At 54.6% G+C, this 22772-nt stretch carries 19 protein-coding genes; 17 read left to right on the top strand and 2 right to left on the bottom strand.

From position 1 onward, the window contains the following. Positions 1 to 52: 52 nt before the first annotated feature. From AC56LV_RS22895 to AC56LV_RS22825, 15 genes are all read left to right on the top strand, one after another. The gene (locus AC56LV_RS22895) at positions 53 to 2323 is read left to right on the top strand and encodes a heavy metal translocating P-type ATPase (protein ID WP_499561066.1); all 2271 of its coding nucleotides are present in this window, start codon (positions 53 to 55) and stop codon (positions 2321 to 2323) included. A gap of 56 nt (positions 2324 to 2379) precedes the next feature. Then, positions 2380 to 2715, top strand: coding sequence for a cation efflux protein, CzcI family (locus tag AC56LV_RS22890; protein WP_499561064.1), 336 nt, complete (start codon positions 2380 to 2382; stop codon positions 2713 to 2715). A gap of 261 nt (positions 2716 to 2976) precedes the next feature. Further along, on the top strand, positions 2977 to 4152 hold the full coding sequence (locus tag AC56LV_RS22885) for a TolC family protein (protein WP_499561062.1): 1176 nt from the start codon (positions 2977 to 2979) through the stop codon (positions 4150 to 4152). Next, the gene (locus AC56LV_RS22880; RefSeq protein WP_499561060.1) at positions 4149 to 5417 is read left to right on the top strand and encodes an efflux RND transporter periplasmic adaptor subunit; all 1269 of its coding nucleotides are present in this window, start codon (positions 4149 to 4151) and stop codon (positions 5415 to 5417) included. Before AC56LV_RS22885 ends, AC56LV_RS22880 begins: the two co-directional genes overlap by 4 nt. A gap of 11 nt (positions 5418 to 5428) precedes the next feature. Next, on the top strand, positions 5429 to 8602 hold the full coding sequence (locus AC56LV_RS22875) for a CusA/CzcA family heavy metal efflux RND transporter (RefSeq protein WP_499561058.1): 3174 nt from the start codon (positions 5429 to 5431) through the stop codon (positions 8600 to 8602). 164 nt (positions 8603 to 8766) lie between these two features. Next, complete coding sequence (locus AC56LV_RS22870) at positions 8767 to 9348, top strand: hypothetical protein (RefSeq protein WP_499561056.1); 582 nt, start codon at positions 8767 to 8769, stop codon at positions 9346 to 9348. A 112-nt stretch (positions 9349 to 9460) separates the two neighbouring features. After that, positions 9461 to 10387: a cation diffusion facilitator family transporter gene (locus AC56LV_RS22865; RefSeq protein ID WP_499561054.1), complete on the top strand. Its 927-nt coding sequence runs from the start codon at positions 9461 to 9463 to the stop codon at positions 10385 to 10387. A 16-nt stretch (positions 10388 to 10403) separates the two neighbouring features. Then, entirely contained in the window at positions 10404 to 10988 is a 585-nt protein-coding gene (locus AC56LV_RS22860; RefSeq protein ID WP_499561052.1) for an SIS domain-containing protein, read from the top strand. 615 nt (positions 10989 to 11603) lie between these two features. Then, a complete protein-coding gene (gene fliE / locus AC56LV_RS22855) occupies positions 11604 to 11969 on the top strand; it encodes a flagellar hook-basal body complex protein FliE (RefSeq protein WP_499561050.1) in 366 nt (121 codons plus the stop codon). A gap of 357 nt (positions 11970 to 12326) precedes the next feature. Beyond that, positions 12327 to 12734: a diacylglycerol kinase gene (locus AC56LV_RS22850; protein ID WP_499561048.1), complete on the top strand. Its 408-nt coding sequence runs from the start codon at positions 12327 to 12329 to the stop codon at positions 12732 to 12734. A gap of 180 nt (positions 12735 to 12914) precedes the next feature. Beyond that, positions 12915 to 14561 carry a phosphoethanolamine transferase gene (locus AC56LV_RS22845; RefSeq protein WP_499561046.1) on the top strand — a complete coding sequence of 549 codons (1647 nt, stop codon included), beginning with the start codon at positions 12915 to 12917 and terminating at the stop codon, positions 14559 to 14561. A 740-nt stretch (positions 14562 to 15301) separates the two neighbouring features. Next, a complete protein-coding gene (locus AC56LV_RS22840; protein WP_499561044.1) occupies positions 15302 to 15517 on the top strand; it encodes a hypothetical protein in 216 nt (71 codons plus the stop codon). A 219-nt stretch (positions 15518 to 15736) separates the two neighbouring features. Further along, positions 15737 to 16420, top strand: coding sequence for a response regulator transcription factor (locus AC56LV_RS22835; RefSeq protein WP_499561042.1), 684 nt, complete (start codon positions 15737 to 15739; stop codon positions 16418 to 16420). After that, a complete protein-coding gene (locus tag AC56LV_RS22830) occupies positions 16413 to 17672 on the top strand; it encodes a sensor histidine kinase (RefSeq protein ID WP_499561040.1) in 1260 nt (419 codons plus the stop codon). The genes AC56LV_RS22835 and AC56LV_RS22830 overlap by 8 nt, the downstream gene beginning before the upstream one ends. A gap of 177 nt (positions 17673 to 17849) precedes the next feature. Further along, the gene (locus tag AC56LV_RS22825; RefSeq protein ID WP_499561038.1) at positions 17850 to 18026 is read left to right on the top strand and encodes a hypothetical protein; all 177 of its coding nucleotides are present in this window, start codon (positions 17850 to 17852) and stop codon (positions 18024 to 18026) included. Between the two features lie 384 nt (positions 18027 to 18410). Here AC56LV_RS22825 and AC56LV_RS22820 read toward each other — a convergent pair whose 3' ends face one another. Next, entirely contained in the window at positions 18411 to 18857 is a 447-nt protein-coding gene (locus AC56LV_RS22820; protein ID WP_499561036.1) for a helix-turn-helix domain-containing protein, read from the bottom strand. A 68-nt stretch (positions 18858 to 18925) separates the two neighbouring features. Here AC56LV_RS22820 and AC56LV_RS22815 point away from each other — a divergent pair. After that, positions 18926 to 20013, top strand: a protein-coding gene (locus AC56LV_RS22815) for an IS3 family transposase (RefSeq protein ID WP_499561034.1) whose coding sequence is annotated in 2 segments (ribosomal slippage) — positions 18926 to 19178 and positions 19178 to 20013 — 1089 coding nt in all. Because the reading frame shifts where the segments join, the coding sequence is not laid out codon by codon here. Between the two features lie 30 nt (positions 20014 to 20043). On the opposite strand, the gene AC56LV_RS22810 is transcribed toward AC56LV_RS22815, so the two are convergent. After that, positions 20044 to 21243 (bottom strand): ISL3 family transposase, encoded by a 1200-nt coding sequence (locus AC56LV_RS22810; protein WP_499561106.1) that lies wholly within the window; start codon positions 21241 to 21243, stop codon positions 20044 to 20046. Between the two features lie 135 nt (positions 21244 to 21378). Between AC56LV_RS22810 and AC56LV_RS22805 the strand changes: the two genes are divergently transcribed. Further along, positions 21379 to 22389 carry a DNA-binding protein gene (locus AC56LV_RS22805; RefSeq protein ID WP_499561032.1) on the top strand — a complete coding sequence of 337 codons (1011 nt, stop codon included), beginning with the start codon at positions 21379 to 21381 and terminating at the stop codon, positions 22387 to 22389. Positions 22390 to 22772: the final 383 nt, after the last annotated feature.

Below are 22772 nucleotides of genomic sequence, written 5' to 3'. Positions count from 1 at the left end.
TACCCGCTTCAGGGATTTAAATGGCGACTATACACCAATCTGAGAGACGACCATGTCGAAATGCCAGTCGAAATCCTGTTGCGAAATCAAACCGCCTGCAGCGTCGCTTGCTAACGAAGTGACGATAGAGGACGCTCCGCACGAAGTGACGATCCACATCGCGCAGATGTGCTGCCCCACGGAAGAACGTCTCCTTCGCCATGCACTCGCCAAACTGCCTGGCGTCGTAGCGCTCGACTTTAACCTGATGCAACGCCAATTGAGGGTCACCCACACGCTGCCTGCTCCTGAGCCCATTCTTGTGGCGATCCGCGCACTTGCCATGATGCCGGTGCCAATGGCACTTCCGGAACCCATTCGCATCCAGGATTCGGATCAGCCGGATTCTTCGAAGCCCAGTGAAACCCGAGCGGACCAAGTCACCCCCGCCGCGCCGTCGCGCGCTCCGTTCATCAAACTTTTGCTTGGCTTGGCAGCGGCGGTTAGTGCCGAAGTTATCGCATGGACGACCGGAGACGAGAACTCACTTTTGGTAATTGTGCTTGCGGTGCTAGCCATCGCGCTCACCGGGCCGGACGTTTATCGCAAAGGGTGGGCCGCGCTACGGCATCGGAACCTGAACATCAACGCACTGATGTCGATCGCGGTCACTGGCGCCGTGCTTATTGGGCAGTGGCCGGAGGCCGCAATGGTGATGGTCTTGTTCTCACTGGCCGAATTGATCGAGTCTCATGCTCTTGATCGCGCACGCAATGCCATCCAAGGTCTGATGGCATTGACGCCCGATCGTGTCACTGTTCGCGGTAACAATGGCGTATGGGCAGAGCGCGATGCCGCCGGTGTCAATGTCGGCGCTCTTGCACGCGTTGCGCCAGGTGAGCGTGTCGGCATGGATGGCCAGGTCACCGCCGGTGAGTCTACCGTCAATCAAGCACCCATCACCGGGGAAAGCATGCCGGTCGCGAAGGTCGCAGGGGACAAGGTATTTGCCGGGACGATCAATGAGAGCGGCTCATTCGAATACCAGGTCACCTCGTTACATAGCAACTCGACTCTGGCGCGCATCATTCGAACTGTGCAGGAAGCCCAGGGAAAACGGGCTCCGACCCAGCGGTTCGTTGATCGCTTCGCCACCGTTTATACCCCAGTTGTATTTTTCGTCGCATTGCTCGTAGCAATCTTGCCGCCTCTGTTTGCTGGCGGAGAGTGGATGGACTGGATTTATAAAGCGCTGGTATTGCTCGTCATCGCCTGTCCATGCGCACTGGTCATTTCAACACCGGTGACGGTGGTGAGCGGCCTGGCGCGCGCCGCTCGAGCGGGAGTGCTGATCAAGGGCGGTGTCTACCTGGAGCAGGGCGCGAAGTTGCGTTACATCGCGCTCGACAAGACGGGCACCATCACGCGTGGGAAACCTTCGCTCACCGACGTCGTTCCTGTCGATGATCCCGATGAGGCCGCGTTGTACTTTGCCGCGTCGCTCGCCGCACGCTCGGACCACCCGGTCTCCAGTGCCATCAGTCGCCATTGGCATGATGAGTTGGCAGGCACGCAACTGGCTGAGGTAGAGAGCTTCAAGGCCCTTGGTGGGCGTGGAACGCAAGGGCGTATCGACGGCGTTCTGTATCACCTTGGTAACACGAGACTGTTGGACGAACTAGGAATTACAAACGAACAGGCTAGCAGTTTGATCGCAAAACTGGAAGGCGAGGGCAAGACCGCTGTCGCCCTGATCAACGGGCAACGTGTCCTTGCGATCATAGCCGTGGCCGACACGATCCGCCCAACAAGCATTGAGGCCATCGAGCGTCTCCATCGCCTCGGGATTCACACCGTGATGCTCAGTGGCGACAACGTTGCTGCAACAGCGTCCATTGCGCGACAGGTTGGAATCGACGATGCCAGAGGCGGTTTGCTGCCGGAAGAAAAACTCTCTGTCATCGACGAGGAACTGGCACGCCATGGAAGCGTAGGGATGGTTGGTGATGGCATTAACGATGCGCCAGCCTTGGCACGCTCGAGCATCGGTTTCGCCATGGGCGCAGCGGGCACTGATACTGCGATCGAGACGGCCGATGTCGCTCTGCTGGAAGACGACCTTCGCAAAGTGCCGCAGTTTATTGTCCTTAGCCGCGCTACCGGGACCATCCTAAGGCAAAATATCGGCGCCGCCCTTCTGATTAAGATCGTGTTTTTGATACTCGCAATCGTTGGTTGGGCGACTCTCTGGATGGCCGTTTTCGCCGACGTGGGCGCAAGCCTGCTCGTCATTTTTAATGGCATGCGTTTATTGCGCATAAACCTGCATGAGCGCAACCATTAACAGTGCACGATGTTATACTGCCGCCCATGACCCGCCGATTTCTCACTTGCTTGCTGATGATGCTCGCATTCCAGTTCACCTGGAGTGCGATCAGCGCCTATTGCATGCATGAGACCGGGCGCGCGGCGCAGCACCTCGGACATCACCAACACAAGGCCGATGCCCACGATCAGCTAGCGAAAGCTGCTGATGATGGCAAGCCTGCCTCGACCAAAAAGATTGCTCAGCACTCGCACTGTTCGTCTTGTGCTCATGCTGTGTTGGCTCCTGCGGCCGCACCTGTTACGCAGTATCTGCTTACGGCAGGCATTGCGCCAACCAGTATTAACGTCAAATTCGCCTCAGTTCCCCAGGTTCCTCCTGAGCGCCCCCAGTGGGCTGCCGCCATTTAAGTCCGGCGGCAATCCCTTTTATTTCCAGGTAATCCTCGCTGTTTCCGATCGTGCGCTTTGGCGCAAGGTCGGCGCTTGCGCAGTCGCCGGATAGCTTTCGATTCTTTCACCTCGGAGTTATCCATGCAATACAGATCTATGATCCTGGGGGCGCTCTTGCTGCTTGCGCAGTCGGCCCCTCTTTACGCTCAAACAGCGCAGTCGGAAGTACTGCGCGACCGAACTATACCGCCGGGGGTTGCCGATACTGTGCAGCTCCCATTGACTCTCCAACAGGCTATTCGCGCGGCGTATGCTAATAACCCCAGTCTGCGCGCATCATCGCACGCAATAGGGATCGCCGAGGGCGGCCGCATCCAGGCCGGTGTTCTGCCGAATCCGGAGCTGTCCCTGTCGACCGAAGGGACCGACCGTCGTTCTCGAGTCGAGACAGCACAAATTACCCAGACTATCGAGCTTGGCGGCAAACGTGGGGCGCGTGTCGCTGCCGCCGAACAGGAGCAGTTGCTAGCTGCCCGGTCACTAGATGTTCGACGCGCTACGCTGCGCGCGGACGTCATGGCGGCCTATATGGAAGCATTGACTGCGCAGGAGCGCGTTGTCCTCGCCGAAGCAGCATTGGAGATTGCCCGGCGCGCGACAAATGCCGCAAGTCGTCGTGTCACCGCAGGCAAGATATCGCCGGTCGAGCAGACCCGCTCCAGCGTGGCAGAGTCGGCCGTGCGCATGGAACTTACTCAGGCGATGGCCGACCGGGCTTCAGCTCGGCGCCGGCTCGCTGCGCTGATGGGGATTTCGCGTGCCGTCGAACAGCCTTTGCAGATGCCGGCCATCGAGTTCGCCGCCATTCCTGCCATGGCAGAACTCGAGCAACGCATGAGTGCATCGCCGCAACTGCGACAAGCCGAGGCGCAAGTGGGTCGGCAAAACGCGCAGGTGACCATTGAACGTTCGGCACGGATACCGGATTTATCAGTCACGGTGGGAACTCAGCGTGATCGCGAGCGCGGGGGCAGTGAAGCAGTATTTGGCGTTTCCATACCGCTGCCCTTGTTTAATCGTAACCAAGGCAACATGCTCGCTGCCCTTAGACGCGTGGACCAAGCACGCGACGAGCTGGAAGCTGAACGCCTACGCCTGTACCAAGAACTCGCCGATGCACGCCAACGTGCCGAAGTCGCGCAGTTACAACTCGATAGCCTCAAGACTGAAATGGTGCCGGCGGCACAACAAGCGTACGACGCCGCCGTGATCGGTTTTGAGCTCGGCAAATTTGGGTTCCTCGACGTACTTGACACCCAACGCGCATTGATTCAGGCGCGCACGCTCTATCTGCGCGGCCTTTCGGAGCGCTATAGGGCAGCCACGGATATTGAACGTGTCGCGCCCACAGCTGGCCCTTACGGCACAGCTATTTTCAAGGAACACATGCAATGAAATCACTAAGCAATCACCAGAAGAAAAGTCTGCCGATCATCGCCGCGATCTTGGCCATTGGCGCCGTCTTGGCGATGACAATACTGTTCTGGAACAAGAACGGTGGCGAAGTCGGCGCAGGCGAAGATGCCCATGGCCACGCCGAGACCGAGAAAACAGAAGGAGCCAAAGAAAGCCGCACCGCCAGCAAAGAGGGTTCAGAAGAAAAAGAGGGTTCAGAAGAAAAGCATGACGACGAAGGGTTGGTCAAGCTGTCGGTCACGCAGGCTGAGAAGGCGGGGATCACGACCTTAATTGCCGGGCCGGCCACGATCAATAACATGGTGAAGCTTCCTGGCGAAGTTCGTGTCAACGACGACCTGACGGCGCACGTCGTGCCGCGCTTGAGCGGGGTGGCCGAATCTATTCCCGCGCAGCTGGGGCAAACAGTCAAGAAGGGACAAGTGCTTGCTGTGATCTCCAGCCCTGATCTGGCCGACCTGCGAAGCGCTGCTAATGCAGCGCAGGTCAGGCTCGGGATGGCAAAAACCGTCTACGAGCGTGAGAAAAAACTGTGGCAGGACCGCATTTCTGCCCAGCAGGACTACCAACAGGCGGAGCAGGCATTGCGTGAGGCTGAGCTGGCCCTGCAGACTGCCCGCTCGAAACTGGCAGCGCTCGAAGTTTCAGGCGCAGGTGGCGCATTGAACCGTTACGAATTGCGTGCACCGTTTGACGCTGTCGTCGTGGAGAAGCACATCACTCTGGGCGAAGCGGTGCAGGAAAACACCAATGTGCTCGTACTGACTGACTTGTCGCGGGTCTGGGTAGACGTCGCTGTCACGCCAAAAGATTTGGGGAGTGTGCGCAGCGGCGCATCCGCGACCGTCACAGCCACTGGCTCAGACCTGACTGCTGTTGGGAAAGTGAGCTACGTGGGTTCGTTGGTCGGGGCACAGACGCGCACTGCGACTGCGCGCGTAGTTATCGCCAACCCGGGCGGCGCCTGGCGTCCAGGTCTGTTCGTCGACGTCATGCTGGTGCAAGGAACAAGACAGGCCGCAGTTGCTGTGCCTGTCGACGCCATCCAGACGGTCGAAGACAAGACCGTTGTCTTCGTAGCCGTTGAAGGCGGCTTTCGCGCACAGCCGGTCGTGACCGGCACCATCGACGGCAAAGGAGTCGAAATCCTCGAAGGCTTGCGCCCAGGTACGCGCTATGTCAACGGCGGAAGCTTTGTACTCAAGGCCGAACTCGGCAAGGGTAGCGCCGAGCACGGCCATTAAAAGGGGATTCCATGTTTGAACGCATCATACGTTTTGCCATTGACAGCCGTTGGCTCGTCATGGGCCTGGTCTTCGCCATGGCGGCGATCGGCGTCTACAACTATCAGCGCCTGCCGATTGACGCAGTACCCGACATCACCAATGTGCAGGTCCAGATCAATACATCGGCGCCAGGCTACTCGCCGCTCGAGGTCGAGCAGCGCATCACCTATCCTGTCGAGACTGTGATGGCCGGCCTGCCTGGATTACAGCAAACACGCTCGCTGTCGCGTTACGGGCTGTCGCAGGTGACCGTCATCTTCAACGACGGTACTGACATTTATTTCGCGCGTCAGCTGGTCAACCAACGACTGCAAGAAGCGCGGGAGGGACTGCCTGAAGGTGCGACACCGGTTATGGGTCCGATTTCCACCGGCTTGGGCGAAATCTACTTATGGACGGTCGAGACTGAAGCAGGGGCAAAAAAGCCTGACGGCACACCCTATACTCCGACGGACCTGCGCGAAGTACAGGACTGGATCATCAAGCCGCAACTGCGTCAGGTACCAGGCGTTACCGAGATTAACTCGATCGGTGGCTACGCCAAGGAATACCATATCACCCCCGATCCGAACCGCCTCAGCTCTTACGGGGTCACTCTGGCTGATGTCGCCACAGCAGTCGAGCGCAACAACGACAATACGGGCGCAGGTTACATCGAGCGATCGGGCGAGCAGCTCCTGATTCGCGCGCCTGGCCAAGTACGCACTATCGACGATATCCGAAACACAGTCTTGAAGAACGAGGATGGGGTCGCGGTGCGTATTCGCGATGTCGCTGACGTCGCTGTTGGACGCGAATTACGCACGGGTGCCGCGACCGACAACGGTGTCGAAGTTGTGCTCGGTACCGTATTCATGCTCATCGGTGAGAACAGCCGGCAGGTCTCGCAATTGGTCGCAGACAAGATGGTGGAGATCAATAAGACCCTGCCTGCCGGCGTCAAAGCCGTTCCTGTGTATGACCGCACGGTACTGGTCGATAAAGCGATTTCCACAGTGCGCAAGAACTTGCTGGAGGGCGCAATCCTGGTCGTCGTGATTTTGTTCATCTTCTTGGGCAACATTCGCGCGGCCATCATTACAGCGATGGTCATCCCTCTGTCGATGCTATTCACATTTACAGGGATGGTTACATACCGCGTTAGTGCGAACCTGATGAGCCTTGGCGCACTCGACTTCGGCATCATCATCGACGGCGCCGTAGTGATCGTTGAAAATTGTGTCCGGCGCCTGGCGCATGCACAGGAACAGAACAAGCGCGAGCTGACTTTGCAGGAGCGTTTTCGGGAAGTCTTTGCTGCTGCCAAAGAGGCGCGCCGACCGCTCCTGTTCGGTCAATTGATCATCATGGTGGTATACCTCCCGATCTTCGCGCTGAGCGGGGTAGAGGGGAAGATGTTCCATCCGATGGCTTTTGCTGTGGTCATCGCACTGCTGGGTGCCATGATCCTGTCGATCACTTTTGTACCTGCTGCGGTAGCCCTGTTTATCGGAAAGCGAGTGGCGGAAAAAGAGAATCGTTTGATGACGATGGCGCGCAACGCATATGAACCGGCGCTGCGTATTGTCCTGCGCAACGGGCCGATAGTACTGACCGCCTCAATCGTGATCGTGATGCTCTCTGGGCTTCTGGCAACGCGCCTGGGTAGTGAATTTATTCCGAACCTGAATGAGGGGGATATTGCGATTCAGGCTTTACGCATTCCAGCGACTAGCCTGACTCAGTCTGTGGACATGCAAAAGAAGCTGGAAGTAGGACTGAAAGCGAGGTTCCCTGAAATTGAACGTGTCTTTGCTCGCACCGGGACAGCCGAGATCGCATCTGACCCCATGCCGCAAAATATTTCTGATGGCTACATCATGCTTAAACCGGAGTCTGACTGGCCCAAGCCCAAGCGCAGCCACGCCGAGCTGGTGGAAGCGATCCAGAAAGAGGCGGAAAAATATACGGGTAACGCGTATGAGTTCTCGCAACCTATCCAGCTGCGTTTCAACGAGCTGATATCAGGCGTGCGTAGCGATGTGGCTGTAAAGCTGTACGGGGACGATATGGACGTGCTGGCATCGACTGGTGCCCAAATCGCTGCAGTACTGCAACGCGTGCCGGGCGCGGCTGAGGTGAAAGTAGAGCAGACCACCGGTTTGCCAATGCTGACGGTCAATATCGACCGTGACAAGGCAGCGCGCTATGGCCTAAACATTACTGACGTTCAGGCAACCATCTCGGCGGCAACCGGTGGCCGCGAGGCCGGCACCATGTTCGAAGGCGATCGCCGTTTTGCGATCGTTGTGCGGCTGCCGGAGGTACAGCGAACAGACCTTGATGCGTTGCGCCGGCTTCCGATCGCACTACCGGCTCGCTCGGGCTCTAGCGCCGCCGGTACGAACTTCATTCCTTTAGGTGAATTAGCGACACTCGACATTGCGCCAGGCCCAAACCAAATCAGTCGCGAAGACGGCAAGCGACGTATCGTGATCAGTGCCAACGTACGCGGGCGCGATATTGGTAGCTTCGTACCGGAAGCAGAGGAGGCGCTGGCCAAGAGCGTGCGCATCCCGGCCGGTTACTGGACCACGTGGGGCGGTACGTTCGAGCAACTGAAATCGGCGACCCAGCGCCTGCAGATCGTCGTGCCTCTTGCACTGTTCTTGGTGTTCATACTGCTTTTCATGATGTTCCGGAACGTGAAAGATGGACTGCTGGTGTTTACCGGCATTCCTTTTGCCTTGACCGGGGGGATTGCGGCCTTGGCACTGCGAGACATTCCGCTCTCTATCACGGCAGCGATCGGTTTTATTGCCTTGTCCGGAGTGGCAGTGCTAAACGGACTGGTAATGATCTCGTTCATCCGGTCGCTGCGTGAAGACGGCATGTCGCTCGATGAAGCCATAACGCATGGCGCGCTTACGCGCCTCCGCCCGGTGCTGATGACGGCATTGGTGGCATCGCTCGGGTTTGTGCCGATGGCGATCGCTACCGGTACGGGAGCCGAGGTTCAGCGCCCGCTGGCTACAGTAGTGATTGGCGGCATTTTGTCCTCGACAGTACTTACTCTGCTGGTATTGCCGCTCCTGTATCGCATGGCGCATCGAAAGGATGCTGAGGGCCCTCTACGTGAAAGTCGTGTAGTAACCCCGGTCTGAACCGTTGAGCAGAAGATGCGCCGGGACGGTCCCGTCAACGCGCCGTCCCGCAGATGCCAGTCGACGATCGACAATCGATATTTGACAGGCTATCCGCGCCGTTGGGTCTTGTTCATTGAGACGGGCGGGGCGCGTCGCTCTGCCGCGTTTGGGAGATTTTGTTTATGCGCATGACACCAAGCGGTCTCGATACCGCCGTATCTCACGTAGTCCTGGGATCGAGCATTGTGGTGGTCATCTTGACTATGTACGGAGCTTTCTTTTGGGAAAGTTTTTCTTTAGCTGCAGGCGCGTCGTATCAGCTTGCCATTATGACGCTGAACAGCGGGAATCTTGAGGGGGAGCGGAGCAAAATGGGCAAGGCAGCTCAAAGCGCTGTAGTGCGTTTTGCCGTAGTCAGCGTCCTTGTGTTACTCACTCCATTTCTTGCTGGCGGCGCAGTGCATGCCTTGAATCATGCATCAACTTTGGTGCCACTCGAGTTGTTGCCGGGCGCATTATGCGCATTTTTGGTTGGTGTGCTACGTGGGTTTTACTACCGGTATAGCAGCGCCCAAAAGGGCGCGATCGTTTTGGTTAATGCCGCTCTGGCAGCACTTCCATTTATTGCGCCGCTTCTCACTGTATTGGCGATCGCAGCAGGGTTCCAGAATGCCGATGGCATTGTCGGTGTGGGCTTGATGGTTATTATGATATTCGCTGTGCTGGCACCGCAGGTAGTGCAACTGAGTCGGTTGTTGGATTAGAGAAGAGCTATGCTTGTACAGATCGCGGTCGGATCACATTGATATCCGATCCTCGAGTCCAGATGCCGGTCTCGATCTTAAAATTAACGACGTAACGAATTAAGGAGAAACCATGGGTTCGGGTCATTCACACTCCCACACCGTCTCACCCACGCAAAACACAAGTCGCTTGTGGATCGCGCTTGGCCTGACGTCAACGTTCTTGGTCGCCGAGCTCATCGCCGGAATTATGACCAATAGCTTGGCGTTGATCTCTGATGCGGCGCACATGTTCACCGATGCTGCAGCACTGGCTATATCACTGGCGGCAATTCAAATCGGGCGCCGGCCGGCCGATACACAGCGCAGCTTTGGCTACTATCGCTTCGAAATTCTGGCCGCTGCCACGAATGCGATCCTGCTGTTCATGGTAGCAATGTACATTTTGTTCGAAGCGTGGAAACGTCTGCAAGATCCGCCCGAAATCGCCTCTGGGACCATGCTAATCGTGGCTGTACTTGGCCTAATCATCAACTTGATCAGCATGCGGCTTCTCTCTGCTGGCAAGGACTCCAGCCTGAATGTCAAAGGCGCTTATCTTGAGGTGTGGAGTGACATGTTGGGATCGATCGGTGTAATCATCGGTGCGCTTCTGATCCGCTGGACTGGAGCCGCGTGGATTGATTCCGTGATTGCCGTGGCGATCGGCTTTTGGGTACTGCCGCGTACTTGGGTGCTGTTAAAAGCAAGCTTGAATGTGTTGCTTGAGGGCGTGCCTGAGGAAATCGTCCTTGCTGATGTGGAGAAAACGATTTTGGCGGTGTCCGGTGTCGTTACCATCCACGACCTGCACGTGTGGGCCATCACGAGCGGCAAGGTGAGCTTGACCGTGCACGTCGTACGCAATCCCGATCAAGCTGACGACGACACTGTGTTGGCCGGGGTACGTCGTGCTGTTGCAGACAAATTCGACATTCACCATTCCACCGTCCAAGTTGAGCGTGCACCTTGTGAACAGGCGACAGGAGCACACAGTTTTGAGTCACGCACAAGTCATTGAAAGTATAGGAATTTACATGATTGAACATATCAAAAATGGCCTGACCGAAGCGCAGCAGGTGCTCGATCAGTTTGTAAATGATCAAAGCAAGCTCCAGAGTGTCGCCGCCGCGGCTCATTTGTTGGTGACAGCTTTTCGTAGTAACGGAAGGGCATTTTCGTGCGGTAATGGCGGATCAATGTGCGACGCAATGCATTTCGCGGAAGAGCTAACAGGGCGGTTCCGTCACGATCGCCCGGGGATTGCCGCAACTGCAATCAGCGACCCCACTCACATCACGTGCGTCGCGAACGACTACGGGTATGAAAATGTGTTCAGCCGGTACATCCAATCTCATGGCCGTCCTGGCGATGTCTTGCTTGCGATAAGTACTAGCGGGAAAAGTGCTTCGATCCTAGTAGCAGCCCAGATGGCTCAGAAACTCGGCATGCAGGTCATCGCATTAACCGGGGCTTCTGGATCGCCCTTGGAGGACCTATGTGACGTCTGTATCAGTTGTCCATCTAGGGCGTTTGCCGATCGGACTCAGGAAATGCACATAAAGATCATTCATATTTTGATAGAGCTGATCGAACGAGAGCTTTATCCAGCGAACTATTAATGTAGTTTGAGTATATTTTGACCGGCATGCGGGTACCATACAGGATCTAAATTGAAACAACCGGATAAAACCACTCGGAAATAAATTTCTCAGATCGATATCATATCTGTCCCTAGCAGAATAGGTACCTTGTCAGGCTTGACACGAGGCTTTTCTTCTTTTTGTTTAGGTAAAAAAGGTACTTCGCCGACAGATGTATTGATTCAATTAGAACTGTGTCCATTTAGGCTACCTGAAAGCTGCGATGACTGTAACTAAAAATCAGCTTTCAGCGCAAGGTGAGAGCCTACTCAACGCCTATCGCGGGTATGGCAGCGAGGACAGGAACCAATGGTTTAATTAAATATCAAAAAGAAATAAGGAGCGCTTTCCATTCCAACATTAGTCTTTTTTACCGGCCAACGTTCCTCTAAAGAAATCCTATGGTTGTCGTGTTTCATCCTATTCTCGAACATGTGAATGACGTGCTTGACATTGTCCCACGGTGCGCGACGTGTGGTTTGACATGCATTTAACGAGCGCTTAACAGGCTAATCGCTACGATATTCAAAATTGCGAAAGCAAAGCTCATATCTCCTGTCAGGATGACGGATTTCTTTAAAACGTGGAGGGCCTATGGCGATCAATAGTATTGATAGTATAGACGGCAGCGCGACTCAGGCTATGTTGGAGCAACTGAGGGCGGGGTCACGCAAGCCAATATTATTGCAAGAAATTGTAACTTATTCATCTGCGTTAGGCAGCAAGCCGGCAGTCAAAATTGACTTCGCGCAGACCCTGGAAAAGACATTGCAGGCCGTGAGCGACCGTTCTGCAGAGGCCCGGGAGCTCGGGCAGCGTCTTACACTAGGTGACAACTCGATCAGCTTAGCGGACACTATGATAGCGATGCAAAAATCGAGCATTGCCTTTCAGGGGACTCTTCAGGTACGGAATCAGGTAGTGACTGCTTATACCAACATCATGAATATGCAGGTGTGATCCATTGGACTGATCCAGCATCGCCCACTGAGTTTCGGCACATACTGCTATGTAGTCACTCTACACAATAATCGACTGCTTGCGAATTCTTTGGGCAATTCACCTGACCGCAAAACAGCTCGGATTACGTCGCAGTGCCAGATAAGCCCCTCACGCCGGTCGCGCTGCGGCGACCGGTCCGCCTCCTAAGCGTAACATACCTATTTTTTCTTTTTTAACGCTTTTTTGCTCCTCTTAACTCTGATTTTACGGGCTTGATGAGAGCATTTGCAAGTTAGGCGATTTGGGAGCTCGTAGCAATATCGTGAGCTTTCTATGTTATTGAATCATAAAAAAATCATATTAAACGAAATCGTTATGAAAATCGACGAAGATTACTCGAGCCAATACAAGAGCGTCGGCGGCGCTAAACGGGTGACAGCTGCATTTGGCTACTCAATAAAGGGGCTTCGAACAGCGTGGCGAAACGAGCATGCGTTCCGCCAGGAGATGGTGGTAGTTTGTCCGGGAATAGTAATTGCTTTATGTGCACCAGTTTCAACAATCGAAAAAGTTGCGCTGACAACTGTTTTGCTGCTTGTTCTGATAGTAGAGTTGCTCAACTCCGCTGTTGAGGCTGTGGTCGACAGAGTGTCGCTCGACTACCATGTTCTATCAGGGCGTGCGAAGGATCTGGGCAGCGCGGCCGTGTTCACTACGATATTGCTAGCTGTGCTGACTTGGGCGATCTTGTTTGTACCAGTCGTGCTATCACAATTATTGTAATGCGTTTGCCACTTAGTTTGAGAACGCCCAACGACAAAGAAATATTTGATGCCATTGTCATTTTTTCATCCTCCGTTTATCAGGAACTTAACATCATTTTCACCTTAGCGATACGGTTAAAAATCTATTCTGAATGAATTATGTTGCCTAACGGGGCACTGACTCATCAAGGGTAATCAAGTGACGCAGATTTTCAAGAAGCATTTTAGTGTATTTTCGACAATTGTAATTGCTGCTGTGTATCTTTCGATATTCTCGAACTCGGGGTTCTGGGTCGGTTATATCGAGTACATCGATGGCATCGATTTTGCCCGCGTTCCGCTGCTACTTGGAATGTTCGCTATTCTGGTTCTATTTTTCATTGGAATTCTGACTTTATTCAGCTTTAGTCGAATTTTCAAGCCCGTCGTTATTGCGGCTATCGTTATTTCTTCCGGCATTAGTTATTTTATACATCAATATGGTATTTCTATAGATAAAACGATGATCCAAAATGTATTTGAGACCGACTTCAAGGAGGCGACAGAGCTGTTAAATTGGAGGATGTTCGTCTACGTTACCGTTTTCGGTATCATTCCTTCGGTTTGGTTTGCCGGCACAAAGATCATTTATCCTGGAGGCAGTAGCGGAATGATGACGCGTCTCACGCTATTCACTGGTGTGATCTGCGTTGCCATCTTGTTGCTAATCTTAACGTTCAAGAGCTTGGCGCCTACCTTCCGCCAGTACCATGAATTGCGGTATAGACTGACTCCGATGAACCTAATTCAGGCGACCCAAGCCTATGCCAGCACTCGATTGCGCACCCCTATCATAGTGAAGCCGCTCGGACGGGATGCAATTAAAGGTCGAACGTGGATCGAGGGGCGAAAGCCAGTAGTTTTGGTGATCGTAGTGGGAGAAACCGCCCGAGCCTCGAGCTTCTCGTTGAACGGTTACGCTAATGATACTAATCCGCTACTGTCGCGCCAGAAAGGACTCATTAATTTCACCAATGTCCAATCTTGTGGCACGGCGACTGCCGTCTCTCTCCCGTGCTTGTTTTCCACATTGGGGCGTAGCGATTATGATGCGCTAAAGGCCCGCGGGCAGGAGGGACTACTGGATGTCTTGTCGCATGCTGGGATGAGAGTCATTTGGCGCAGTAATAATTCCGGATGCAAAGGCGTATGTGATAGGGTTGAGTATCAGGATCTTTCAATTCCCGAACCGGGAGCAGTACATTGTTCAACAGAGGAGTGTTACGATGAGCGCCTGCTCGCAGACTTCCCTGAATTTATTGGTAAAATCACTAAGGACACGGTGTTGGTCCTGCATCAGAAAGGTAGTCACGGACCGGCTTATTCGCTGCGGTACCCTGAGCGTTTCGCGAAATTTGGTCCTGCCTGTACGACGACCGATTTCCAGCAATGCACGCGAGAAGAGATCGTTGCTGCCTATGACAATACCATTCTCTACACAGATTACATCCTCAGCCGAACGATCGCCCAACTTGAAGCGGCGGCTAACGTTGGCGTTGTAGACACTGCGATGCTCTACGTATCCGATCACGGAGAATCGCTTGGCGAACGAAATATGTATTTGCATGGCGCACCTTATCTGATCGCACCGCGTGAGCAAACCCATGTGCCAATGATAATGTGGATGTCTTCCGCCTTCAGTAGGCGCTTTCGGATAGATCAGCAGTGTCTTAACGCGCGACGTCAGCAGGAGTTCACGCACGACAATTTTTTTCACTCTGTGTTAGGCATGTTAGATATCAATAGCGCCACCATTAATCCAGCGTTAGATATCTTCAACCCGTGTGTTCGTAAAATCAATTCCTGATCGCCGAAATGCTTCATTTAATGGCGCAGTTTGAGGACAAAACAGACCGTGTTTCTCATGGGTCAATGCTATACTTCACGCCATGACTCGCAGGCTCGTTCAGGTTTTACTCCTCATGTTTGCACTGCAGTTCAGCTGGAGTGCAGTTAGTGCTTATTGCATACAAGAGACGGGTCTAGTTGCGCAGCATTCCGGCCATCATCAGCATCAGGCCGACCGAGGCGACGGAGTCGTTTCGATCGAACCAGGCAATGCAACTGGTTCAAAGAAAGTCGTAAGCGCGCACTCTCACTGCTCGTCATGCAACCACGCAATATCCACGCCGGCTGCACTCGAGCAGGCCATGCCAGTTCGTGTCGCGAACCGCGTCTTTCCAGTCGCCAATGATGCTGCATTCACTTCCCTCTCTCTTTCTCGCCCTGAGCGCCCGCAATGGCGCGGTGCAACCTGACCACCGCTGAGAATAAGCAGGTTAAACCCTTCACAGGATTTGACTATGTCGACATTCGTTTCTAGGTCTTAAATTACGACACGCTTTGTAGTTAAGCGAACGCGGTTAGCACGGTCGTGGTTGTAAAAGGATCTTCGGCGCAATGTACTTAGCTGGCTCCATAGTGCACCACTAAAGCGGATATTGCGATGGCGCAATCGGGTACGCGGGCGCGAGCTGACTTCCAGTGCAATTAACGGCAGCTAATGCCCCATCACTCCGAGCCGATGAAATATAGGCCCTGTAATCCATGACTCCAGATTTGCAATTGCGCTGGTCGCGATCCAATGTTTCTCGCAAAGATTTTGCTTGCCGTGCTTTTATAGCGACTTGGACTGCAATCGATGCGATTTTATTAGGCAGCGTTTCGCTCGATGCCGCCGCCTTGTGGTTGTTCGCAATATTGGCGCACTACACCTCAACAACCAATGGTAGCGATGAGTCGGAAGCCGCTGTGAACTTGTGATGGCGTTGACAGGTGCGCCTAAATCTAAGCTTGAAGACTAAGAAAGTGAATTCAGTTGCGAACGTGGGCGACAATTCGCAAATCGATCGCATGCACTTCATTTCCAGGTGATTCATATTCTAATCGAACAGGTCGACCACCGTCGCAATGTGATTGCGACTTGACAGAATCGTGTCCTGAGTAATATCGAAGTCACGATAAACTATTGTGAGAGCAAACATGCGAGTGTTAATAGTAGAAGACAATTCAGAAATCCTTGCAACCCTTTACGGGTTTCTTGAGCCTAAAGGCTACACGCTTGACTCAGCGCGCAACGGCTATGGCGGTCTAGCCCTTATTTCAGAAAACGAATATGACGCGATTGTCCTTGATGTCATGTTGCCGGGAATTAGTGGGATCGAGGTTTGCCAGAAATTACGCTACGAGTTCAAGCTTAGCACTCCAATCTTGATGCTGACTGCGAGAGATAGTCTAGCTGATAAGGCATCTGGGTTCGAGAGCGGCGCAGATGATTATCTCATTAAACCTTTCTCAGTTGCCGAGTTGGACATGCGGTTGAGGGCAATGATACGTCGAGCTACCGGTGCCCATGGAATCGACCGGGCTCTACGTTTCGGAGCCTTGTCGTTCGACCCGGAGCTTCACGAGGTATCGCGTGATGGTGTTAGGATTGCGTTGACCCGAATCGGTTACGTCATGCTTCGCGCGCTGATGGTGGCCGCACCTCGTGTTGTAACCCGTGAGACGTTAGAGCATGTCGTGTGGGGCGAGAATCGACCGGAAAGTGATTCACTTCGAACCCACATCCACTTTTTGCGCCAAGCTATCGATAAGCCGTTCGAGTTCCCGATGCTAGTAACGGTTCCAGCCGTTGGGTACAGATTGGTGCTTCCAGATGCGTAACGATGTCCTGTTAAGTCGACGCATACTCTCCGCCTTCACGCTTTTCGGCTTTGTTCTCGCCGGTTGCTTTTCCATACTCGTTGCCGTTGCTGTAGAAGGAATAGAAGTCCATCTCGTTGATAACCGGCTTGCAGAAGTGGAGAAGTGGGCTTTGCCGCGCGAAATTGCTGGAATAGAAGTCGATCTGCCGGCTGGGCTTCGCTTTCACCGAGGTGATGACATCCCCACATCGCTGCGCGGGCTACCGCCAGGGATCTCCGACTCGGCAAGTGGACAAGAAAGCTTGCACGTACTAGCGGGAGCCGACGCGTTCGGCCCATATGTTGTCGTAGACCATGGCAGTGATTATGAAGAAGTGGAACTGGTCGTCTACTCTACCTTTGCTGCGTTCTTTGCTTGCTGCGTTCTCTCAGCTGCAGGCCTGGGAAGATTTGTGGCACGCCGCATCGTTTCTCCGATCAGCGAATTAGCAACTGCTGTCGCGCGAGGTGCTAGGGTTCTGCCGCTTACGGAGCGCAAAGACGAGTTAGGGTTTCTCGCTAGAGCGCTTGAGGCGCATACTGTTGAACTACGCAGAGTGCTTGATCGTGAGCGTTTCTTCACCGGAGATGTGAGTCACGAACTTCGTACACCACTCATGGTAATCACTGGTTCTACTGAGATCCTTCTAGAAGGTGAGAATGACGAACGTAGGCGAGCGGCGGCTTTGCGTGTCTTCAAGGCCGCCAAAGATGCCGCCGAATGCATTAACGTGATGCTTCTGCTCGCGCGTGTTCCCGAACTGAGCAATTTTGAACCTGTTTCGGTTGGTGAAGTAGCATATGCGGAGGTTGTGACTTATCAATCTCTTGTTGCCGGCAAACCTGTTCGACTTATATGTGTTGGCGACGCCCCACTTATCATGCGCGCGCCTGTCGAACTTTGTAGGTCAGCCGTTGCCAATCTCGTTCGAAATGCCTGCGAATACACTGAGCAGGGGGAAGTGACGGTCATCCTTGGAGAGAACCACTTGACTGTCCAAGATACGGGCCCGGGTCTTCCAGAGGCAGTCAAAAGTACGTTAGGGCACGGGAATCGTCTTGCCCCGTCAAGCGGGTCCCTTGGTACTGGACTTGGTCTGTCGCTTGTGACGCGCATTTGCGATTACTTGAACGCCTCGTTCGAGTACGAATCAAGAAAAGGCGGTGGAAGCCGTTTTACTATCCGCTTCCGAGCGACCGAGAGTACTGATCGGAAAGCAGAGCAGGAGTGAGAGTGCTTATCAGCAAAGACTGAGGATCTAGACCGTGAGCGGACAGTAGTGATCAAATTGCAAAAGTAACCCGGAGCCGAGCACCGCGCTTCTGCAGCCCGGATCGAAGATATAAAAGCTCAGGTTCAGGCGTCACAGCTCCAGCTTACGCGGCAGGGTCAGGAGCTTGGCACTTGCATGGCATTGTTCGAACTGCTCGCTGATGAACGTGACCGTTTAGCAAAATCAGCTCCAAGGAGTGAACTGCAGAGAGCTGAGCTGCACATGGCGCTTGCCGCAGGGCACGCGACGGTCCTTGAGCTGCGCGGACAGCTCGATCGAATATCCGTCGCATCGAAACCAGCCGTGCGATAACGGCGCTGAGCGCCGGCAACGCCTACAAAACGGCGCCGTACGAATGGCACATCAAGCATATAACGCAACGACATTGCTAGCGCACCAAGTCCGCATAGGTGTGCACGAATAATAAAGTTTGACACAACTTCTTTATCAAAAACAACAACTTGCGAATTTCTCGGCCGACGCCACCAAAATAGAGTTTGACACGAATTGCATGAATTCGAAACATGTCGGCGTTCTTGCAAAGATAAAGTTGCACACAACCTCCGGGCTTCTTCGACCTATTCGACCGACCGCTTTCGACCTTGGATTCAAAGCAGACCTTTGACGTGGGCGTCTGTTCAACGTAGCCCTGAAGAATAGTTGAACTAGCATGTGCTTATCGGACAGCACATCTCGCTATGTCATAGCACTGAATGTCTTTCGCCAGTCTCTGGGACTGACCTGAAACCGCTTTTTAAAGTGTTGGCGAAATGAGGTTGGCGTCTGGAACCCGGCCATACTCGCAATCCTGTCGATCGACAGCGATGTCGTTTCCAGAAGTTCGCGCGTCTGGTGAAGGCGTTCATTGACCAGCCATTCGACCAGCGTCATGCCGGTTGCCTTGCTGAAATGGCGGGTAAAGGTGCGACGGCTCATGGCGATGCGCTCTGCCAAGTCGTCGATGCTGTGTGTCCGGTCGAGGTTGTGGCGAAGGTAGTCGAGCAGGATGTTGAGCTGCGCATCCTGGGTGGACGCGGCTACCGGTTGTTCAATGAACTGGGCTTGGCCGCCCTCGCGGTGAGGAGGTATAACCATGGTGCGCGCCACCTTGTTGGCCACGCGGGCGCCGTAATATTCGCGCACGATAATCCCCCCACAAAAAGAGCGCGATCAGAAGTAGAATTTTCTACTTAAGATACAGAAAGCTCTACATGAAGACGTCCCGCTTTACCGACAGCCAGATCATTGCCATCCTCAAGCAAGCCGAAGCCGGCAGCCCGGTACCGGAACTGTGCCGCGAGCACGGCATCAGCAACGCCACGTTCTACAAGTGGCGCTCAAAGTTCGGCGGCATGGACGCCTCGTTGATGGCACGGATGAAGGAGCTGGAGGAGGAAAACCGGCGCCTCAAGAAGATGTACGTCGAAGAACGTCTCAAGGCCGAGATCATCGCGGAGGCACTCACAAAAAAATGGTAGCGCCATCTCAGCGGCGGGAGATGGCGCAATGGGCCGTGTTGGAGCGGTCAGCCACAGTCAAGCTGGCGTGCCACGCCTTTGGCATCAGCCAGACCTGTTACCGCTACAAGGCTAAGCTGGACGCGGAAAACGTCCTGATTGCCGACTGGCTCGTGCGGCTAACGAACAACCAGCGCAACTGGGGCTTCGGGCTGTGCTTCCTGTATCTGCGTAACGTTAAAGGCTTCAAATGGAATCACAAGCGCGTCTACAGGATTTACCGGGAGCTCGAGCTGAACCTGCGCATCAAGCCGCGTCATCGCCTGGTGCGCGAAAAACCGCTGCCGCTGGCGGTACCGACCTCGATCAACCAGAGCTGGTCGATGGACTTCATGCACGACCAACTCGCCGATGGGCGCAGCATCCGTCTGTTCAACGTGATCGATGACTTCAACCGCGATGGACTGGGCATCGAGGTCGACTTCTCGCTGCCGTCCGAACGCGTGATACGCTCACTTGACCGGATCATCGAATGGCGCGGCAAGCCGGCAGCGATCCGGTGCGACAACGGTCCTGAATACATCAGCGCAGTGACCTTGGCGTGGGCGGCCAAGCGAGGCATCCGCATTGATTTCATCCAGCCCGGGCAGCCCCAGCAAAACGCTTACGTTGAACGCTACAACAGGACGGTTCGCTATGACTGGCTTGCCCATCACCTGTTTGAAAGCCTCGACGAGATCCAGGAATTTGCCACCAACTGGCTGTGGACCTACAATTACGAACGGCCTAACATGGCGCTCGGCGGTATCACGCCAAAACAGAAACTGGCACTTGCCGCTTAACCTCTACTTTTAGCGTGCTCTAAAAATGGTTCATCGCACTTTACCGGGGAACGCATCCTTGATCTTCAAGAAGAAATATGATGCGTCCCGAAATCCGTAGGCCATGCGCTTAATGACCTTGATGCGGTTGTTGACGCCTTCCAGGATCGATGAACTCATCGGATAGATAGCAGAAGCGAGGATGCCACGTCGGTATTTAGCCAGGCGTTTGGCAAACTGGATCAACGGTGCGATCTGGCTTTCCAAGGCGAGCTTGAGCCAGGTTTTCCATCGACGAGCACCTTCCCGAACTGATGGCGAATACCAGATTTCCTTCAGTTCGGTCTTGAGCAGGTAGACCGTTGCCAAGGGCTGGTTAGCAGCGAGCAGTTCTTCGAGCTTGATGGCCTGTTCGGCCTTAAGGTTGTCGCGGTTGCGTAGTAACAGCCAGCGACTGCGCTTGATGACCTGGCGGGCCTTTGGTTCGGCGCGCAAGGTGTTGGCTTGGTCGACACGAACCCGATCGACCACTTCGCGGCCGAAGCGCGCTACCACGTGAAACAGGTCATAGACGACTTCTGTGTTCGGACATTGCTGGCGAACTTCAAGGTCCATGGCCGTGTTCATGTCCATGGCGACGGCTTTGATGCGCTGGCAGCCTTGCTCTCCCAGCAGCTCGAAGAATGGTCGGATCGCTTCCCGGCTATTGCCTTCCCCAACCCACAACACCCGCATTCTCTCGGCATCGAGGGCGACAGTGGCATACCGGTGTCCCTTGTGCAGGGCGAATTCGTCCATGACCAGGCGCTGTACGCTTTCTGCCGAAAAGTCACCATGCAGGTGTTTCAAGCGCTGGTGATCGATGTCCTTGATGGTATGCCAGTGCAGGCCAGTTAGCCGGGCTATATGGGCAATGGGAAGCAACTGCGCCAGCGCCTCGACCCAGAGGCGCACGCGGTGCGTGATGCGCGACCGGCGGTCGAGCCAAACAATGTGCTCGGCCACCCGTGCATTGCAGTGATGGCAGTCCAGTCGCCGCACCGGCACATCGAGCCAGACACGCTTGTCCAGAACGTCGCGATCGCGCACCTTACGCCTTCGGCGCTCATGCACTAGGGCACAAGGCTGGCGACACGCCCCGCAGACGGCATCACTTGCCGGACAGGTATCAAGAATGATTAACAGCGACCCATCTTCCTGTTCCTCGACGGCATCGACAATATGACCTTCCCAAAACGGGAGAGACGACATAGCATTGAGCATGGCGGTGGTTTGATAGATTGACTTGTTTGGCGACTATCAATCTACCAACATCAAACCTCCGCCGCCACCATCTGCTCAGATCGTCAACCCCGTCTTCCCCCGTTATCCGCGTAGAACCCTAAAATGGGGGGATTACCGGATCTGTATCGGGAAGCCTGCAGCATCATGTTCTTTAGATACGGCCTAACGCCGACCACGAACGCGCTCTACCAATTCGTTCGTAAGGGAAGCATGTCTGTGCCAAACGAAGCACTGAGGCGGTTCTGGAGCGACCTCAGGGAACGGGCCAGGGTCGACCTACAGCACGCGGACTTGCCGGACCAGGTCAAGCATTCAGCCGGCCAACTGGTCGGGGAAATCTGGTCGTTGGCCCGCCAGGCGGCTGACGAATCAATCGCAGCCTTGCAGCAGAGCGTGGTCGTCGAGCGCGAAGCGGCACTGGCCGAGAAGGCGACACTGGAAAACCAATTCGCCCAACTGTTATCACAGTTCGAGAACGCTCGCGCTCAGATTGCGTCGGCTGAGGCGACAGTTGCGCAACAGCGAGAAGAACTAGGCGCGAGGGCAGCAGTCGAGCGGGAGACGGGGAAGCGGCTTGTCGAATCGCTGGCAGAAATCGAACGGCTGCAAGGCCTCATCGATTCAATGTCCACAGCACACGTGACCGAGATCGACAAAATAACGGGGCGCGTTGTCCAAGCCGAAAGACGCTACACCGACTTGGAAAAACGTACACTGCTTGACCTGGACCGTGAGCGCACGACGACGTCTAAATTACAGAAGCAGCTCGATGCAGAGCGCAAGGCATCTGCCGCCCGAATCGAAGGAATGCAGAACCAGGTGCAAGCGGCGCAGTTCCAGCTTGCGAGACAAAGTCAGGAGCTCGGCGGCTATATAGCAAAGACTGAACTACTGTCCGACGAACGCGACCGAGCCGCCCGCCAAGCTGCGGAAAGCGCGAACCAGAGTGCGTCGCTAGGCAGCCAGCTTGCCGCCGAGCGCGCCAGAGTGACCGAGCTTCGTGGACGGCTTGAGCAAAAGGCGCTGAAATCGGCATCGGCCAGAGAAGAGTTGGGTTCGGCACGCGCAGCGTCTCGTCGGCGGCGACCCGCACGAAGCAAGCCAGACAAATAGGCCAGGCCTGACGCTAGCGGCCCGATTCCCACACGCCGATCCGCGAGCTGCACCCAGTTGTTTCGTCTGTCATAACTGAACGTCCGACGCGATTCCGTATCCAAAAACACTTCCGTTGTACCTAAAGCTGTTGACGTGATGAGTAAGCCATGAAGATTTACCTAAACATATAGACTCGACGGCGAAAACGGGGCTTATACGCAGAGTCGGTAGGTTTAGGTACCCCGAGTACGGAGTTTTAGGTACGAGCGCTCGCACACTGCGCATTTTCTCGTAGCGGTTAGGCACTTCCCTTACGTGATTATTGTTATAATCACGTAAGCACTTTTGGTCAAAAATTTCACGTGAAACAGTTGCTGGTGACCTGTGTCTGTCGCAAGTGA

This window comes from Telluria sp. RB2R28, from assembly GCF_059685835.1.
Note: the sequence above shows the minus strand (reverse complement) of the source record. Positions and strands in the feature narration are given on the sequence as shown.

Bases quoted from the DNA above. Each gene is read 5' to 3' on its own strand.
- AC56LV_RS22870 (WP_499561056.1), top strand. From the start codon at position 8,767: ATGCGCATGACACCAAGCGGTCTCGATACCGCCGTATCTCACGTAGTC.
- AC56LV_RS22880 (WP_499561060.1), top strand. From the start codon at position 4,149: ATGAAATCACTAAGCAATCACCAGAAGAAAAGTCTGCCGATCATCGCC.
- AC56LV_RS22810 (WP_499561106.1), bottom strand. From the start codon at position 21,243: ATGTCGTCTCTCCCGTTTTGGGAAGGTCATATTGTCGATGCCGTCGAG.
- AC56LV_RS22895 (WP_499561066.1), top strand. From the start codon at position 53: ATGTCGAAATGCCAGTCGAAATCCTGTTGCGAAATCAAACCGCCTGCA.
- AC56LV_RS22805 (WP_499561032.1), top strand. From the start codon at position 21,379: ATGGGGGGATTACCGGATCTGTATCGGGAAGCCTGCAGCATCATGTTC.
- fliE (WP_499561050.1), top strand. From the start codon at position 11,604: ATGGCGATCAATAGTATTGATAGTATAGACGGCAGCGCGACTCAGGCT.
- AC56LV_RS22865 (WP_499561054.1), top strand. From the start codon at position 9,461: ATGGGTTCGGGTCATTCACACTCCCACACCGTCTCACCCACGCAAAAC.
- AC56LV_RS22850 (WP_499561048.1), top strand. From the start codon at position 12,327: ATGAAAATCGACGAAGATTACTCGAGCCAATACAAGAGCGTCGGCGGC.
- AC56LV_RS22835 (WP_499561042.1), top strand. From the start codon at position 15,737: ATGCGAGTGTTAATAGTAGAAGACAATTCAGAAATCCTTGCAACCCTT.
- AC56LV_RS22875 (WP_499561058.1), top strand. From the start codon at position 5,429: ATGTTTGAACGCATCATACGTTTTGCCATTGACAGCCGTTGGCTCGTC.
- AC56LV_RS22860 (WP_499561052.1), top strand. From the start codon at position 10,404: ATGATTGAACATATCAAAAATGGCCTGACCGAAGCGCAGCAGGTGCTC.
- AC56LV_RS22840 (WP_499561044.1), top strand. From the start codon at position 15,302: ATGACTCCAGATTTGCAATTGCGCTGGTCGCGATCCAATGTTTCTCGC.
- AC56LV_RS22825 (WP_499561038.1), top strand. From the start codon at position 17,850: ATGGCATTGTTCGAACTGCTCGCTGATGAACGTGACCGTTTAGCAAAA.
- AC56LV_RS22830 (WP_499561040.1), top strand. From the start codon at position 16,413: ATGCGTAACGATGTCCTGTTAAGTCGACGCATACTCTCCGCCTTCACG.
- AC56LV_RS22890 (WP_499561064.1), top strand. From the start codon at position 2,380: ATGATGCTCGCATTCCAGTTCACCTGGAGTGCGATCAGCGCCTATTGC.